The sequence below is a fragment of the Arenimonas sp. MALMAid1274 genome, assembly GCF_049195245.1.
In the GTDB taxonomy this organism is placed as follows: domain Bacteria; phylum Pseudomonadota; class Gammaproteobacteria; order Xanthomonadales; family Xanthomonadaceae; genus Arenimonas.
Map to the genome: position 1 here is coordinate 748,285 of NZ_JBMIRR010000027.1, position 13,269 is coordinate 761,553.

General features: G+C 70.2%; 12 protein-coding genes. All 12 read left to right on the top strand.

What is annotated here, in order from left to right; translation table 11 throughout:
• The first annotated feature begins 4 nt into the window (after nt 1–4).
• From ACOQFR_RS12130 to pgsA, 12 genes are read left to right on the top strand one after another with little or no spacing between them, the layout of a single operon-like run.
• A complete protein-coding gene (locus tag ACOQFR_RS12130) occupies nt 5–1,249 on the top strand; it encodes a lipoprotein-releasing ABC transporter permease subunit (RefSeq protein ID WP_421382253.1) in 1,245 nt (414 codons plus the stop codon).
• The gene (gene lolD, locus ACOQFR_RS12135) at nt 1,242–1,940 is read left to right on the top strand and encodes a lipoprotein-releasing ABC transporter ATP-binding protein LolD (protein WP_421382255.1); all 699 of its coding nucleotides are present in this window, start codon (nt 1,242–1,244) and stop codon (nt 1,938–1,940) included. The genes ACOQFR_RS12130 and lolD overlap by 8 nt, the downstream gene beginning before the upstream one ends.
• Before the next feature lie 48 nt (nt 1,941–1,988).
• Nucleotides 1,989–4,310 (top strand): DNA internalization-related competence protein ComEC/Rec2, encoded by a 2,322-nt coding sequence (locus ACOQFR_RS12140; RefSeq protein WP_421382257.1) that lies wholly within the window; start codon nt 1,989–1,991, stop codon nt 4,308–4,310.
• A gap of 3 nt (nt 4,311–4,313) precedes the next feature.
• Nucleotides 4,314–4,964: a MotA/TolQ/ExbB proton channel family protein gene (locus tag ACOQFR_RS12145; RefSeq protein ID WP_421382259.1), complete on the top strand. Its 651-nt coding sequence runs from the start codon at nt 4,314–4,316 to the stop codon at nt 4,962–4,964.
• Nucleotides 4,961–5,383: an ExbD/TolR family protein gene (locus ACOQFR_RS12150; protein ID WP_421382261.1), complete on the top strand. Its 423-nt coding sequence runs from the start codon at nt 4,961–4,963 to the stop codon at nt 5,381–5,383. Before ACOQFR_RS12145 ends, ACOQFR_RS12150 begins: the two co-directional genes overlap by 4 nt.
• On the top strand, nt 5,380–7,134 hold the full coding sequence (msbA, locus tag ACOQFR_RS12155) for a lipid A export permease/ATP-binding protein MsbA (RefSeq protein ID WP_421382263.1): 1,755 nt from the start codon (nt 5,380–5,382) through the stop codon (nt 7,132–7,134). Before ACOQFR_RS12150 ends, msbA begins: the two co-directional genes overlap by 4 nt.
• The gene (gene lpxK / locus ACOQFR_RS12160; RefSeq protein ID WP_421382265.1) at nt 7,131–8,129 is read left to right on the top strand and encodes a tetraacyldisaccharide 4'-kinase; all 999 of its coding nucleotides are present in this window, start codon (nt 7,131–7,133) and stop codon (nt 8,127–8,129) included. Before msbA ends, lpxK begins: the two co-directional genes overlap by 4 nt.
• Complete coding sequence (gene kdsB, locus ACOQFR_RS12165; protein ID WP_421382267.1) at nt 8,116–8,889, top strand: 3-deoxy-manno-octulosonate cytidylyltransferase; 774 nt, start codon at nt 8,116–8,118, stop codon at nt 8,887–8,889. The genes lpxK and kdsB overlap by 14 nt, the downstream gene beginning before the upstream one ends.
• 26 nt (nt 8,890–8,915) lie before the next feature.
• Nucleotides 8,916–9,374 carry a low molecular weight protein-tyrosine-phosphatase gene (locus ACOQFR_RS12170; RefSeq protein ID WP_421383287.1) on the top strand — a complete coding sequence of 153 codons (459 nt, stop codon included), beginning with the start codon at nt 8,916–8,918 and terminating at the stop codon, nt 9,372–9,374.
• 25 nt (nt 9,375–9,399) lie between these two features.
• Complete coding sequence (locus ACOQFR_RS12175; RefSeq protein ID WP_421382269.1) at nt 9,400–10,821, top strand: redoxin domain-containing protein; 1,422 nt, start codon at nt 9,400–9,402, stop codon at nt 10,819–10,821.
• The gene (gene uvrC, locus ACOQFR_RS12180; RefSeq protein WP_421382271.1) at nt 10,818–12,698 is read left to right on the top strand and encodes an excinuclease ABC subunit UvrC; all 1,881 of its coding nucleotides are present in this window, start codon (nt 10,818–10,820) and stop codon (nt 12,696–12,698) included. Before ACOQFR_RS12175 ends, uvrC begins: the two co-directional genes overlap by 4 nt.
• Nucleotides 12,695–13,255 (top strand): CDP-diacylglycerol--glycerol-3-phosphate 3-phosphatidyltransferase, encoded by a 561-nt coding sequence (gene pgsA / locus ACOQFR_RS12185; protein ID WP_421382273.1) that lies wholly within the window; start codon nt 12,695–12,697, stop codon nt 13,253–13,255. Before uvrC ends, pgsA begins: the two co-directional genes overlap by 4 nt.
• The last annotated feature ends 14 nt before the right edge of the window (nt 13,256–13,269 follow it).

The window sequence follows — 13,269 nt, forward strand, 5'->3', positions numbered from 1 at the left end:
CCCCATGTTCCAGCCCCTCCCGTTTTCCATCGGTCTGCGCTACCTGCGCGCCAAGCGGCGCAACGGTTTCATCTCCTTCATTTCGATGGCGTCCATCCTGGGCATCATCATCGGTGTCATCGCCCTGATCACCACCATCGCGGTGATGAGCGGCTTCCAGCAGGAGCTGCGCGACCGCATCCTGGGCATGGTGGCGCATGCCACGGTGGCCGGCGTGGATGGCCCGCTGCAGGGCTGGCCCAAGGCCGTGGCGGTCGCCGAGGACGATCCACGCGTGCTCGGCGCCGCGCCCTACACCGAAACCGAGGCCCTGCTGCAGGGCCGCACGCGGCGAGGCGCGATCGTGCGCGGCATCGATCCCGGACTGGAGCCCAAGGTCTCGGAAATCACCACCATGATGCGCCAGGGCGCGGTCACCGACCTCAAGGCCGGCGAATTCAACATCATCCTGGGCAAGGAGCTGGCACAGCTGCTGGGCGTCGGTCCGGGCGATTCGGTGAACGTGTTCGTATCCGAGGCCACCGTGACACCGCTGGGGGCGCTGCCGCGCGCCAAGCGTTTCAAGGTCGTCGGCGTGTTCGAGGCCGGCGCGCAGGAGTACGACCTGGGCCTTGCCCTGGTGCACCTGCAGGACGCGCAGCGACTCAGCCGCATGGGCAGCGGCGTCACCGGCGTGCGGCTCAAGCTGGTCGACCTCTGGGACGCGGCGCCGGTGGCGCTGGACCTGTCCCGCCAGCTCGACGGCTTCTACCGCGTCCGCGACTGGAGCCGCGACAACGCCAACTTCTTCCGCGCGCTGAAGATGGAAAAGACCGTCATGTTCATCCTGCTGTCGCTGGTGATCGCGATCGCGGCCTTCAACCTGGTGTCCTCGCTGGTGATGCTGGTGCAGGACAAGCAGTCCGACATCGCCATCCTGCGCACCCTGGGCATGTCGCCCGGTGCGGTCATGAAGGTCTTCATCGTCCAGGGCCTGGTGATCGGCATCGTCGGCATCGGCATCGGCGTGGTCGGCGGCGTGCTGCTGGCCAGCAACCTGTCGCACGTGGTGGCCTTCGTGGAAAACCTGATCGGGGCCGAACTGATGCCGTCGGACGTCTACTACATCAGCGGCGTGCCGACCCTGGTGCAGTTCGACGACGTGGCCATGGTGGCCGCGGTTGCCTTCGTGCTGTGCCTGCTGGCCACCCTCTATCCTGCGTGGCGCGCTTCGCGCACCGACCCGGCCACGGCCCTGCGCTATGAATAAGTCCTCCGACCTGGTGATCCGCTGCGAAGGCCTGGGCAAGACCTACGAGGAAGGGGACCTGCGCACGCCGGTGTTCGACCAGCTCGAGCTGTCGGTGCGCAGCGCCGAGACGGTGGCCATCGTCGGCGCCTCGGGCGCGGGCAAGAGCACGCTGCTGCACCTGCTGGGTGGCCTGGACCGCGCCACGGCCGGCGAGGTGCACGTGGCCGGCCAGCGCATGTCCGCGCTGGGCGAGAAGGCGCGGGGCGAACTGCGTAACCGCGCGCTCGGCTTCGTCTACCAGTTCCACCACCTGCTGCCCGAATTCACCGCGCTGGAAAACGTGATGATGCCGCTGCTGATCCGCGGCGTTGCGGTAGCGGCGGCGCGGGCACCGGCCCAGGCCTTGCTCGAGCGCGTCGGCCTGGGGCATCGCCTCGGCCACAAGCCCGGCGAACTGTCGGGCGGTGAACGCCAGCGCGCGGCGGTGGCGCGTGCCCTGGTCACGCGGCCCGCCTGCGTGCTCGGCGATGAGCCCACCGGCAACCTGGACGAGAAAACCGCCGCCGGCGTGTTCGACCTGCTGCTGGAACTCAACCGCGAGCAGGGCACCGCCCTGGTCATGGTCACCCACGACCGGCGCCTGGCGCGCCGGCTGGATCGGACCCTGGAACTGACCCAGGGAAAGCTGCGACCTCTCCCCGAGGGATAGGTCCTGCGGTCCGCGCCGCCACTCGCGCCGGCGCCGTTCGGTCTGGCGGTGGCCTCGGCGCTGCTGCTGGGCGTGCTGTGCGTGCAGCGGTTTCCGGCGCTGCCGCCCCTCGCGCTGGCGATCGCCATGCTCATCACCGGTACTGTCCTGTGGGCGCGGGGCGGTGCGCTGCGCCCCGTCGGAGCCTTCGTGCTCGGACTGGGCCTGGCCGGCCTGCACGGTGCTTCCTCGCTGGCGCTGCGCCTGCCCGAGTCGCTGGCCGGTCGTGAACTGCAGATCGAGGGTCAGGTGCTCGGCCTTCCCCTGCGGGCCCCCGATTCCACTCGCTTCGAATTCCGCGTGACCGCCGGCGAAGGCGAGGCCAGGGTCCTGATGGGCCGCAAACTGCGGCTGGGCTGGTACACGCAGCCACCGGTCCCTGCGCCCCAGGTCGAGCCCGGAAGCACCTGGCGCTTCCGGGTGAAACTTCGGCCACCGCGCGGGCTGGTCAATCCCGGCGGCTTCGACTTCGAAAGGCGTGCACTGGAACAGCGTCTGGCCGCGACCGGGCAGGTGCTCGATCCCCCCGACCATGCGGCGCATTCGGCATCGGCGGGACTGGACGCCTTGCGCGGCCGACTGTCGGCGAAGATCCACGCGGCACTGGCGCCGGACCGTGCGCGCTTCGTCGCGGCGCTGGCCCTGGGCGACACCCGAAGCCTCTCGGATCACGACTGGACCGTGCTGCGCGCCAACGGGCTGACCCACCTGATCGCGATCTCGGGATTCCACGTGGGCCTGGTGGCCGGCTTCGGGGCGCTGCTCGCGCAGCTGGCCTATCGCCTGCTGCCGTCCCTGGGCCGCCGCTGGCCGCGGCCGCAAGGCTGCGCCGCCGCGGCCCTGATGCTTGCGGCGGCCTACACCGCACTGGCGGGCTTTGCGCTGCCCACGGTGCGCACGCTGCTCATGATCGCGGCCATCGCGATCGCGCGACTCGCGCGTCGCCCGCAGGGTCTGTCCGAAAGCCTGGCCTTTGCCCTGCTGGGCGTCCTGCTGATCGATCCGCTGGCCGTGCTGGCACCCGGCTTCTGGCTCAGCTTCCTCGGCGTGGCATGGCTGGTCTGGTGCCTGCCGCCGGATCCCCGTGCCGGCGTGATGCGTCCGTTCCTGCACGCGCAGGGCGTGGCGATGATCGGCCTGCTGCCGCTGACGGTGTGGTTCTTCAGCCAGGCGTCGCTGCCGGGACCGCTGGTCAATCTGGTGGGCATTCCGTGGATCAGCCTGGTGGTGGTGCCGCTGTGCCTGCTTGGCATCGCGGTGTCGCCACTGTCCGATGCCGGGGCCTCGCTGTTGTGGCAAGGCGCGGGGGAAACCATGCAGTGGCTTTGGTGGCTGCTGGAGGAAGTGGCTGCCTGGCCGGCGGCCCTGGTCTGGCTGCCCGAGCCATCCCTGTGGGCCGTCGTGCTGGCCTTGGCGGGCGCGTTCTGGCTGCTGCTTCCGCGCGGCGTGCCGGGAAAAGCGCTGGCCCTGCTGCTTTGGCTGCCGCTGCTGTATCCACGTCCCGACGTGCCCGCCGAGGGCGACGTGGACCTGCTGATGCTGGACGTGGGGCAGGGCCTGTCGCTGCTGGTGCAGACGCGCCACCACTCGCTGCTCTATGACGCCGGCCCGGCCATCCCGCGCGGGCTGGACCTGGGCGAGGCCGTGGTGGTGCCGGCGCTGCGGGCGCGTGGCTTGTCTCGACTGGACCGGCTGCTGCTGAGCCACGGCGACAACGACCATGCCGGCGGCGCCGATGCCGTCGCTGCCGCCTTCGCGCCGGACCAGGTGCTCGCGGCTCCGGGCTGGGCACGACCCGGCATGCGCGCCTGCGAGGCGGGCCAGCAGTGGCAGTGGGATGGCGTGCACTTCACCGTGCTGCATCCTCCGCGTTACTTTCCCTACCAGCGCAACGACAGTTCGTGCGTGCTGCGCATCGATGCCGGGGGCGGCAGCGTGCTGCTGGCGGGTGACATCGGGCGCCACGTCGAGGCCAGGCTGGCGCGACTCCCGGCATCTCAGGTGCGCGCCGACGTGCTGCTGGTGCCCCACCACGGCAGCGACACCTCCTCGAGCCTGGGTTTCCTGGCGGCGGTGCGGCCCTCGCTGGGCCTGCTGGCGGTCGGGCACGACAACCGCTTCGGCCTGCCCAAGGCGCGCGTGCTCGATCGCTACGCGCGCTACGGCGTGTCCCTGCACGACAGCGCGGGCAGCGGGGCGATCTCGGTGCGGCTGTCGGCGGCGGGCAGGCCGCGGGTGCAGGGCCTGCGCCAGGCGCAGCCGCGCTACTGGCGCCATGCCGGGGAAGGCGGCTCAGGCTATGCTATCGCCGGACCTGAACCCGATAGGTGAGGCGTGCTGGAACTGATCAAAGCGGGCGGCTGGGTGATGCTGCCGATCCTCCTCCTGGCGGTGCTGGCCATGGCCATCATCCTGGAGCGATTCTGGAGCCTGCGCCGCAAGGAAGTGCTGCCGCCGGGCCTGGGCGAGGAAGTCCGCGAATGGGCGCGCGGCCGCGCCCTGGATCCCAAGCACATCGACGTGCTGCGCCGTAATTCGCCCCTGGGCGAACTGCTGGCCGCCGGCCTGGACGTGCGCCACCGTCCGCGCGAGATCATCAAGGAGCGCATCGAGGACGTCGGCCGCCACATCGCGCACCGCCTCGAGAAATTCCTCAATACCCTGGGCACCATCGCCGCCGTCGGGCCGCTGCTGGGCCTGCTGGGCACGGTGTTCGGCATGATCGAGATGTTCCTGGGAATCCTCACCACCGGCGTGGGCGACGCCAACCAGCTGGCGGGCGGCATCGGCCAGGCCCTGGTCAGCACCGCGGCCGGCCTGTGCCTGGCCATCCCGGCGCTGATGTTCCATCGCTTCCTGCGCGGCCGCGTCACCGGCTACATCGTGGACATGGAGAAGCAGGCCACCCAGCTGCTCGATGCCCTGGACGAAGGCGCCTCGCCGCCCCCGGCAAAGCCCGCGCGCGGGAAGAAGGCCGAGGCATGAGGCTCAGCTCGGGCCGCGTGCCGGACGAACCGGAGATCAACCTGATCTCCCTGATCGACGTGGTGTTCTGCATCATCATCTTTCTGGTGGTCACCACCAGCTTCGACCAGCGCTCGGCGATCAAGCTGGTGCTGCCGCAGTCACAGGCCAATTCGCAGTTGGACGAAGGCGATCCGCTGACGATCCTGGTCGACGCCGAGGGCCGTTTCTTCATCGGCAGCAGCGAAGTGCTCAAGCGCGACGTCGGCTCGCTCAAGGACGCCATCACGCGCGTGGCCGGCAGCAACCGCACGCGGCCGGTGATCCTGCGCGCCGACGCCCGCACCCCGCACCAGGCGGTGGTGACGGCGATGGATGCGCTGGGCCAGGTCGGCTTCAAGAAGATTTCCATCGCCACCACGCCCGAGGCCAAGCCTTGACCGGCGAGACCTCCGCCTGGGCGATCTATCGCCGGCTGCTGTCCCGTGCCCGCCGCTACTGGCCGTTCTTGGCGGCGGCGATGGTGGGCATGCTGTTCGAAGCCGGTGCCGCGGGCGCGTTCACGGCGCTGATGGAGCCGATGATCAACGGCACCTTCGTGCAGAAGGACCCGACCTACCGCTGGATCCTGCCGATCGTGATCGTGGCCCTGTTCGTGGTGCGCGGCGTGGCCACGTTCTGCACCGACTACGGCATGTCGCGCGCGGGCCGGTCGGTGGTGCGCGACCTGCGCGAGGACATCCTGGCCAAGTACCTGCGCCTGCCCAGCACGCGCTTCGACCGCGAGCCGGTGCCGGCGATGGTCTCGCGCCTGAACTACGACACCGAGCAGGTGACCCAGGCCAGCAGCGACGCCATCAAGGTCATCCTCACCGACACGCTGACCATCGTGGTGCTGCTGGGCGTGATGTTCTACTACAGCCCGCGCGTGACCGCGGTGATGCTGGTGGTGGCCCCGGCCATCGCCCTGATCTCCAGCGTGGTGGGGCGCCGCTACCGGCGCATCAACCGCGGCATCCAGGACGGCGTGGCCAACATGGCCCAGACTGCCGAGCAGGCGCTGTCGGCGCAGCAGGAAGTGAAGGTCTACGGCGCGCAGGCGTCCGAGCAGGCGCGCTACAACCAGCTGGTGAACCGCAACCTGGGCCTGAGCCTGAAGGTGGATGCCACCCGCGCGGCGGCCTCGTCGCTGGTGCAGACCCTGGCCGCGGTCGGGCTGGCCGTGATCCTTCTGGTGGCCGGGGGCGAAGCGGCACGCGGCCGCATGGATGCCGGCATTTTCGTGGCGCTGCTGACCTCGATGATGGCGATGCTGCCTTCGCTCAAACGCATCACCAACGTGCAGAGCCTGGTGCAGAAGGGCGTGGCCGCCGCCGACCGGCTGTTCGCCATCCTGGACGAACCCGACGAACCCGACCGCGGCACGCTGCCGCTGATCCACGCGCGCGGGGAGGTCGAGTTCCGCGACATCACCGTGCACTACCCGGGCCAGGACGCTCCGGCCCTGCAGAACATCAGCTTCACGGCGGCGCCCGGTACGGTCACCGCCATTGTCGGCCGCTCGGGCAGCGGCAAGTCCACCCTGATCCGCCTGCTGCCGCGTTTCTACGAAGCCAGCGAGGGCGAAGTGCGGGTGGATGGCGTGAAGGTGCAGGACTACCGCCTGGCCGACCTGCGGCGCCAGATTGCCATCGTCGGCCAGCGGGTGATGCTGTTCGACGATACGGTGTCGGCCAACATCGCCTACGGCCAGTACGCCGAGCCGGATCCTGCGCGCGTGCGCGCCGCGGCTGAAGCGGCCAATGCCACCGAATTCATCGACCGGCTGCCCGGCGGCATGCAGGCGCGCATCGGCGAGAACGGCGGGCTGCTGTCCGGCGGCCAGCGCCAGCGCCTGGCGATCGCGCGGGCCATGCTGAAGGATGCGCCCATCCTGATCCTGGACGAGGCCACGGCGGCGCTGGATACCGAATCCGAGCGGTTGGTGCAGGACGCCTTGAACCGCCTGATCCCACACCACACCACGCTGGTGATCGCGCACCGCCTGTCCACGGTCGAACACGCCGACCAGGTGCTGGTGCTCGATGCCGGCCGGCTGGTGGAGCAGGGCACGCATGCCGAACTGCTGTCGCGCGGCGGCCTGTATGCGCGCCTGCACCGCATGCAGTTCCGCGAGCCGGAGGCCGGATGAAAGCGGGCCTGGAGCGCTGGCTGCTGCGGCGCTGGTATGGCGGCGTGGCGCCGGGGCCCGGGCTGCGGCTGCTGTCGCTGGCGTTCGGCACGCTGGCGCGCGGGCGCGCCTGGCTGTATCGGCGCGGCCTGCTCAAGGTGCACCGGCTGCGGGTGCCGGTGATCGTGGTCGGCAACCTGGTCGCCGGCGGCAGCGGCAAGACCCCGCTGACCATCGCCCTGGCCCGGGGCCTGGCCGCGCAGGGATGGCAGCCGGGCATCGTCAGCCGCGGCTATGGCCGCCGCTCGCAGGACCCCGTGCGCGTGCGCCCGGAGCTGCCGGCCGAGCTGTGCGGCGACGAACCGCTGCTGATCGCCCGCCAGACCGGCCTGCCGGTGCAGGTGGACAGCGATCGCGTGGCCGCCGCCCGGCAGCTGGTTGCCGAAGGCTGCAACCTGATCATCGCCGACGACGGCCTGCAGCATCGGCGCCTGGGGCGCGACATCGAGATCGAGGTGGTGGATGGCGAACGTCGCCATGGCAACGGACGCCTGATGCCGGCTGGCCCGCTGCGCGAGTCGGCGTCACGCGCGGTGGACTTCCGCGTGGTCAACGGCGGCGAGCCGCGCGAAGGCGAGTGGCCGATGCAGCTGCAGCTGGGGGAGGCCACGCCCCTGGACGGCGGCAAGCCGCAGCCGCTGTCGCGGTTTGCCGGCCAGCGCGTGCATGCGGTCGCGGGCATCGGCCATCCGGCCCGGTTTTTCCAGGCGCTGCGCGCGCAGGGCATCGACGTGGTCGAGCATGCCTTCCCGGACCACCATGTCTACCTGGCCGCCGACTTCGCGTTCGCGGCCGGCGAGCCGCTGCTGATGACCGAGAAGGATGCGGTCAAGTGCACCGACTTCCCGCTGGAGCGGGCCTTCGCCGTGCCCGTGCGCGCCCATTTGCCCGCCGGGCTGTTCGCCGCGCTGGGCGAACGGCTGGCCGACTGGAGTTCCGCCCATGCCCGACCCTGATTTCATCGTCGCCATTCCCGCTCGCTACGGCGCCTCGCGCCTGCCCGGCAAACCGCTGCGCCTGATCGCTGGCACGCCCATGGTGGTGCACGTGGCGCGCCGTGCCCTGGCCGCCGGTGCCCGCGCGGTAGTGGTGGCCACCGACGATGCCCGGATCGCGCAGGCGCTGGCCGGGGAAGACCTGACCGTGTGCCTGACCCGCGCCGACCACGCCTCGGGCACCGACCGGCTGGCCGAATGTGCCGACCAGTTGTCCTGGCCCGACCATCAGGTGGTGGTGAACCTGCAGGGCGACGAGCCCTTCGCGCCGCCCGAAGGCATTCGTGCCGTTGCCGAAACCTTGCTTGCGGGCACGGCCGACATGGCGACGCTGGCCACGGCAATCGAGGACACGGACGCCCTGTTCGACCCGAACACCGTCAAGCTGGTGCGTGATGCCGCAGGCCTGGCGCTGTATTTCAGCCGGGCCCCGATTCCCTGGCAGCGTGATCGCTTCGCCCGTGACCGCCTGGGGCCGGTCGGTCCGGACGTGCTGCGCCACATCGGCATCTATGCCTACCGCGCCGGCTTCCTGCGTCGCTTTGCCAAGCTGCCCCCGGGGCGACTGGAACTTCTCGAAGCGCTGGAGCAGTTGCGCGTGATGGAGGCTGGCCACCGTATCGCCGTCGGCCTGACCCCGGTTCCTTTCCCGCCAGGCGTGGACACCGAGGCCGACCTGGCACGCGCGGAAAGCCGCGCCACGACCGATAATTCACTTTAGAAAACAAGTTTAAACTATTGAAAATATTGTATGTCTGCATGGGCAACATATGCCGCTCGCCCCTGCTCGAGGGCTGGGCGCGGAAGGCCTTGGCCGACGCAGGCCGCTCGGATCGGGTCAGGGTGGATTCGGCCGGGACCGGCGACTGGCATGTCGGGCGGCCGCCCGACACCCGCGCGATCGCCGTCGCACGACGCCATGGCCTGGACATCTCCGCGCAGCGGGCGCGCCTGGTCGGGCCGGATGATTTCCGTCGCTACGACCTGATGCTCTGCGCCGACCACGACAACCTGCGCTGGCTGCGCCGACAGGCACCGGGCGATGCGACCGCGGTGATCGCACGGGTGCTGGACTGGTGCGAGGTGGGCGAGGGTGGGGACGTGCCCGATCCCTACCAGGGCGATGCCGCGGACTTCGAACACGTCAACAGGCTCGCGCGCGACGCAGCCCAGGGCCTGCTGCGCAAACTGCCGCCGCAGGCATAATGCCCCGACCCCCCGGAGACCCCTGATGCCGCAAGCCAGCGCCGCCCCCGAATTGCTGCCGTCCCTGCAGTGGCTCAACGCCGAGCCGCAGACGGTGGCCGGGCAGCGCGGCCGGATCCTGGCCCTGGTGTTCTGGAATGCGGCCTCGCCCTATTGCCACAACCTGCTCGACGACCTGGCGCGGCTGCAGTCGCGCTATCCGCTGGCGCTGAGCCTGCTGGGCATCCACCAGCCCAAGTTCGATTCCGAACTCGACCCGCGCCTGGTGCTCAAGACCGCGAACCGGCTGGGCGTGGCCTTCCCGGTGGCCAATGACCGCAGCTGGACCACGTGGCAGCACTACGGCATCCAGTCCTGGCCCTCGGTGGCCCTGATCGATACCCGCGGCCGCCTGCGCCAGGTGTTCGCCGGCGACCACCAGCTGGCCGCGCTGGACGCGGCCGTGAGCGGACTGGTGGATGAAGTGGGCGGCGCGATCGTTGCGGCCGAGCCGCATCGGCGAACGGGCGCGGAGCCGCGCCTGCCGCTGTCGTTTCCTTCCGGGCTGGCGGTCAGCGACACCCATCTGTACGTGGCCGACACCGGCCACCACCGCATCCTGGAATGCACCCACTCCGGACGCGTGCTGCGCGAGTTCGGCACCGGCCACGGCGACCTCGTGGACGGCCCCGCCGACAATGCCGCCTTCCGTCGACCGCGTGGCCTGTGCCTGGTGCGCGAAGCGCTCTATGTCGCCGACAGCGGCAACCACGCGCTGCGCCGCATCCGCCTGCTCGATGGTGCGGTGGAAACCGTGCTCGGCAATGGCCGTCCGGGCGTCGTACGCGAAGGCAGCCACGAGGCGGGCGCTGCCTTGCCGCTGAATCTTCCCTGGGATGTGACGGGCACGCTGGACCGGCTGTTCATCGCGATGGCCGGCAGCAACCAGGTGTGGGAATACGACCTCGGCCAGGCGCGGCTGAAGCTGCTCGCCGGTTCGGGCGAGCTCGGCATCGCCGACGGCCCGGCCCGCGGCGCCATGTTCGGACATCCCGCCGGCCTGGCCCTGGTGCAACAGACGCTTTATGTCGCCGATTCCGGTACCTCGGCCATTCGTGCGATCCAGGTCGCGCAGTCGCAGGTGCAGACCCTGGTGGGGCAGGGGCTTTACGACTTCGGCGAACAGGATGGCCAGCGCCGTGATGCCCGCCTGCAGTATCCGCTGGCGCTGGCCCTGGACCCGGGCTCGCCGGTGCTGTGGGTGGCGGATGCCTACAACGGCAGCCTGCGCAAGCTGCGGCTGGGCGGCGGCGAGATGACCACGCATGAGCTGCCCCAGCCACTGGATCAGCCCGCCGCGCTGGCCGCCGGCGCCGGCTCGCTGTGGATCGCCAACACCGGCGCGCACGACGTGCTGCGCTACGACCTGGGCAACGGCAAGCTGACGCGCCTGCCGATCGGCGAATGACGGCGACCGGTGCGGCATCCGGCGCCGGCGAGGGCGAACCCTTCGATGGCAAGGCTTTTGTCCGCGATCTGACCCTGGGGCCCGGCGTGTACCGCATGCTGGCGGCCGACGGCTCGGTGCTCTACATCGGCAAGGCCGCCTCGCTGCGCAAGCGCGTCAGCAACTATTTCCTCAAGGACCTGCCGTCGCGCCGCATCGCGCACATGGTTTCGCAGATCGCGCGCATCGAGGTGACGGTGACCCGCACCGAGGCCGAGGCGCTGATCCTGGAAAACCAGCTGATCAAGTCGCTGCGGCCGCGCTACAACGTGCTGCTGCGCGACGACAAGAGCTACCCGCACATCCTGCTGACCGAAGGCACCTGGCCGCGGCTGGGCTTCCATCGGGGCCCGCGCGCCACGGCGGGCCGCTACTTCGGTCCGTATCCCAGCGCCGCGTCCGTGCGCGAGACCATGGACCTGATGTTCAAGCTGTTCAAGCTGCGCAGCTGCGAGGACAGCGTGTTCCGCAACCGCAGCCGGCCCTGCCTGCAGCACCAGATCGGCCGCTGCAGTGCGCCCTGCGTCGGCCTGGTGGCCACGCGCGACTACGATGCCACGGTGCGGCGCGCGGCCCTGTTCCTCGAGGGGCGCAGCACCGAACTGGTGGGCGAACTGGGCCGAGCGATGGAGGAGGCCAGCCATCGACTGCAGTTCGAGCAGGCGGCCCAGCTTCGCGACCAGATCGCCGGCATCCGCAAGATCCAGGCCCGCCAGTACGTCGAAGGCGAGCAGGTGGAAATGGACGTGCTGGCCTGCGTGATGGACCAGGGCCAGGCCTGCGTGCTGCTGATGGCCTTCCGCAACGGCCTCAACCAGGGCACGCGCAGCTTCTTTCCCAAGCCCAATGGCGCCGAGAGCGCCGAGGAAGTGCTGGCCGCGTTCGTCGCGCAGTACTACCTGGAGCAGCGTCCGCCGCGGGAGATCGTGCTCAGCCACGCGGTGCCGGACATCACGCTGCTGGAAGAAGTGTTTTCGGCCCAGGCCGGCCGCCGGGTCGAGATCAAGCCCTCGGTGCGCGGCGAGCGTGCGCGCTACCTCGAGATCGCCCGCCAGAATGCCACCCTGGCCCTGGCCACCGAGGCCGCCAGCAGCGCCAGCCAGCGCGCCCGCCTGCAGTCGCTGCAGGAGCTGCTGGAACTTCCCGAACCGCCCAAACGCATCGAATGCTTCGACATCAGCCACACCATGGGCGAGGCCACGGTGGCCTCCTGCGTGGTGTTCGATGCCGAAGGCCCCGTGCGCGGCCAGTACCGGCGCTACAACATCACCGGCATCGAGCCGGGCGATGACTACGCGGCGATGCACCAGGCACTGGAGCGACGCTTCCGCCGCGGCGTCGAGGATGGCGTGCTGCCCGACCTGCTGCTGATCGACGGTGGCGCCGGCCAGCTGGCGCAGGCCCGCGCCGTGCTGGAGGAACTGGGCGTGCAGGGCGTGGCCATGGTCGGCGTGGCCAAGGGCGAGGCGCGTCGGGCCGGCCACGAAACCCTGGTGCGCGTGGACGGGCACGAGCTGCGTCCCGGCGCCGCATCGCCGGGCCTGCAGCTGGTGCAGCAGGTACGCGACGAGGCGCACCGCTTCGCGATCACCGGCCATCGCGGCAAGCGCCAGAAATCGCGCGAGACCAGCCGGCTGCAGGACATCCCGGGCATCGGACCCCGGCGGCGGGCCAGCCTGCTCAAGCATTTCGGCGGTCTGTCGGGACTCAGGGCCGCCGGCGTGGAGGAAATCGCGCGGGTGGAAGGCGTCAATTCGGCGCTCGCGCAGCGCATATACGACGCGCTGCACGGACTTGGGCCACAATCCCCGGCAGACCCCGAGCCAGGCAAGCCGTGACCCTGACCATACCCACCATGCTCACCCTGTTCCGGATCTTGCTGATCCCGGTGCTGGTGGTCGTGTTCTACCTGCCTTACGGGTGGACCAACATCGCGGCGGCGGCGATCTTCATCGTGGGCGCCATCACCGACTGGCTCGACGGCTGGATCGCCCGGCGCTACGGCATGTATTCGGCCTTCGGTGCCTTCCTGGACCCGGTGGCGGACAAGCTTACCGTCGCGTTCGCGCTGCTGCTGGTGGTGGAACGGCACGACACGCCGTGGATGGCCCTGCTCAGCGCGGTGATCATCGGGCGCGAGATCACCATCTCCGCGCTGCGCGAATGGATGGCGCAAATGGGCGCCCACGGCCTGGTCAAGGTGGCCGGCTTGGGCAAGCTCAAGACCATCGTGCAGATGGTGGCCATCAGCTGCCTGCTGTTCGAGGAAAGCCTGCTGGGCCTGCCGGTGTTCCGCATCGGCGAATGGCTGCTGGCGATCGCGGCGGCGCTGACGCTCTGGTCGGGCTTCGACTACCTGCATGCGGCCTGGCCGACCATGCGCAAGCGGGGCTGAAGGCGAAGGGTGTT

Bases quoted from the DNA above. Each gene is read 5' to 3' on its own strand.
- ACOQFR_RS12130 (WP_421382253.1), top strand. From the start codon at position 5: ATGTTCCAGCCCCTCCCGTTTTCCATCGGTCTGCGCTACCTGCGCGCC.
- lolD (WP_421382255.1), top strand. From the start codon at position 1,242: ATGAATAAGTCCTCCGACCTGGTGATCCGCTGCGAAGGCCTGGGCAAG.
- ACOQFR_RS12150 (WP_421382261.1), top strand. From the start codon at position 4,961: ATGAGGCTCAGCTCGGGCCGCGTGCCGGACGAACCGGAGATCAACCTG.
- lpxK (WP_421382265.1), top strand. From the start codon at position 7,131: ATGAAAGCGGGCCTGGAGCGCTGGCTGCTGCGGCGCTGGTATGGCGGC.
- kdsB (WP_421382267.1), top strand. From the start codon at position 8,116: ATGCCCGACCCTGATTTCATCGTCGCCATTCCCGCTCGCTACGGCGCC.
- ACOQFR_RS12175 (WP_421382269.1), top strand. From the start codon at position 9,400: ATGCCGCAAGCCAGCGCCGCCCCCGAATTGCTGCCGTCCCTGCAGTGG.
- uvrC (WP_421382271.1), top strand. From the start codon at position 10,818: ATGACGGCGACCGGTGCGGCATCCGGCGCCGGCGAGGGCGAACCCTTC.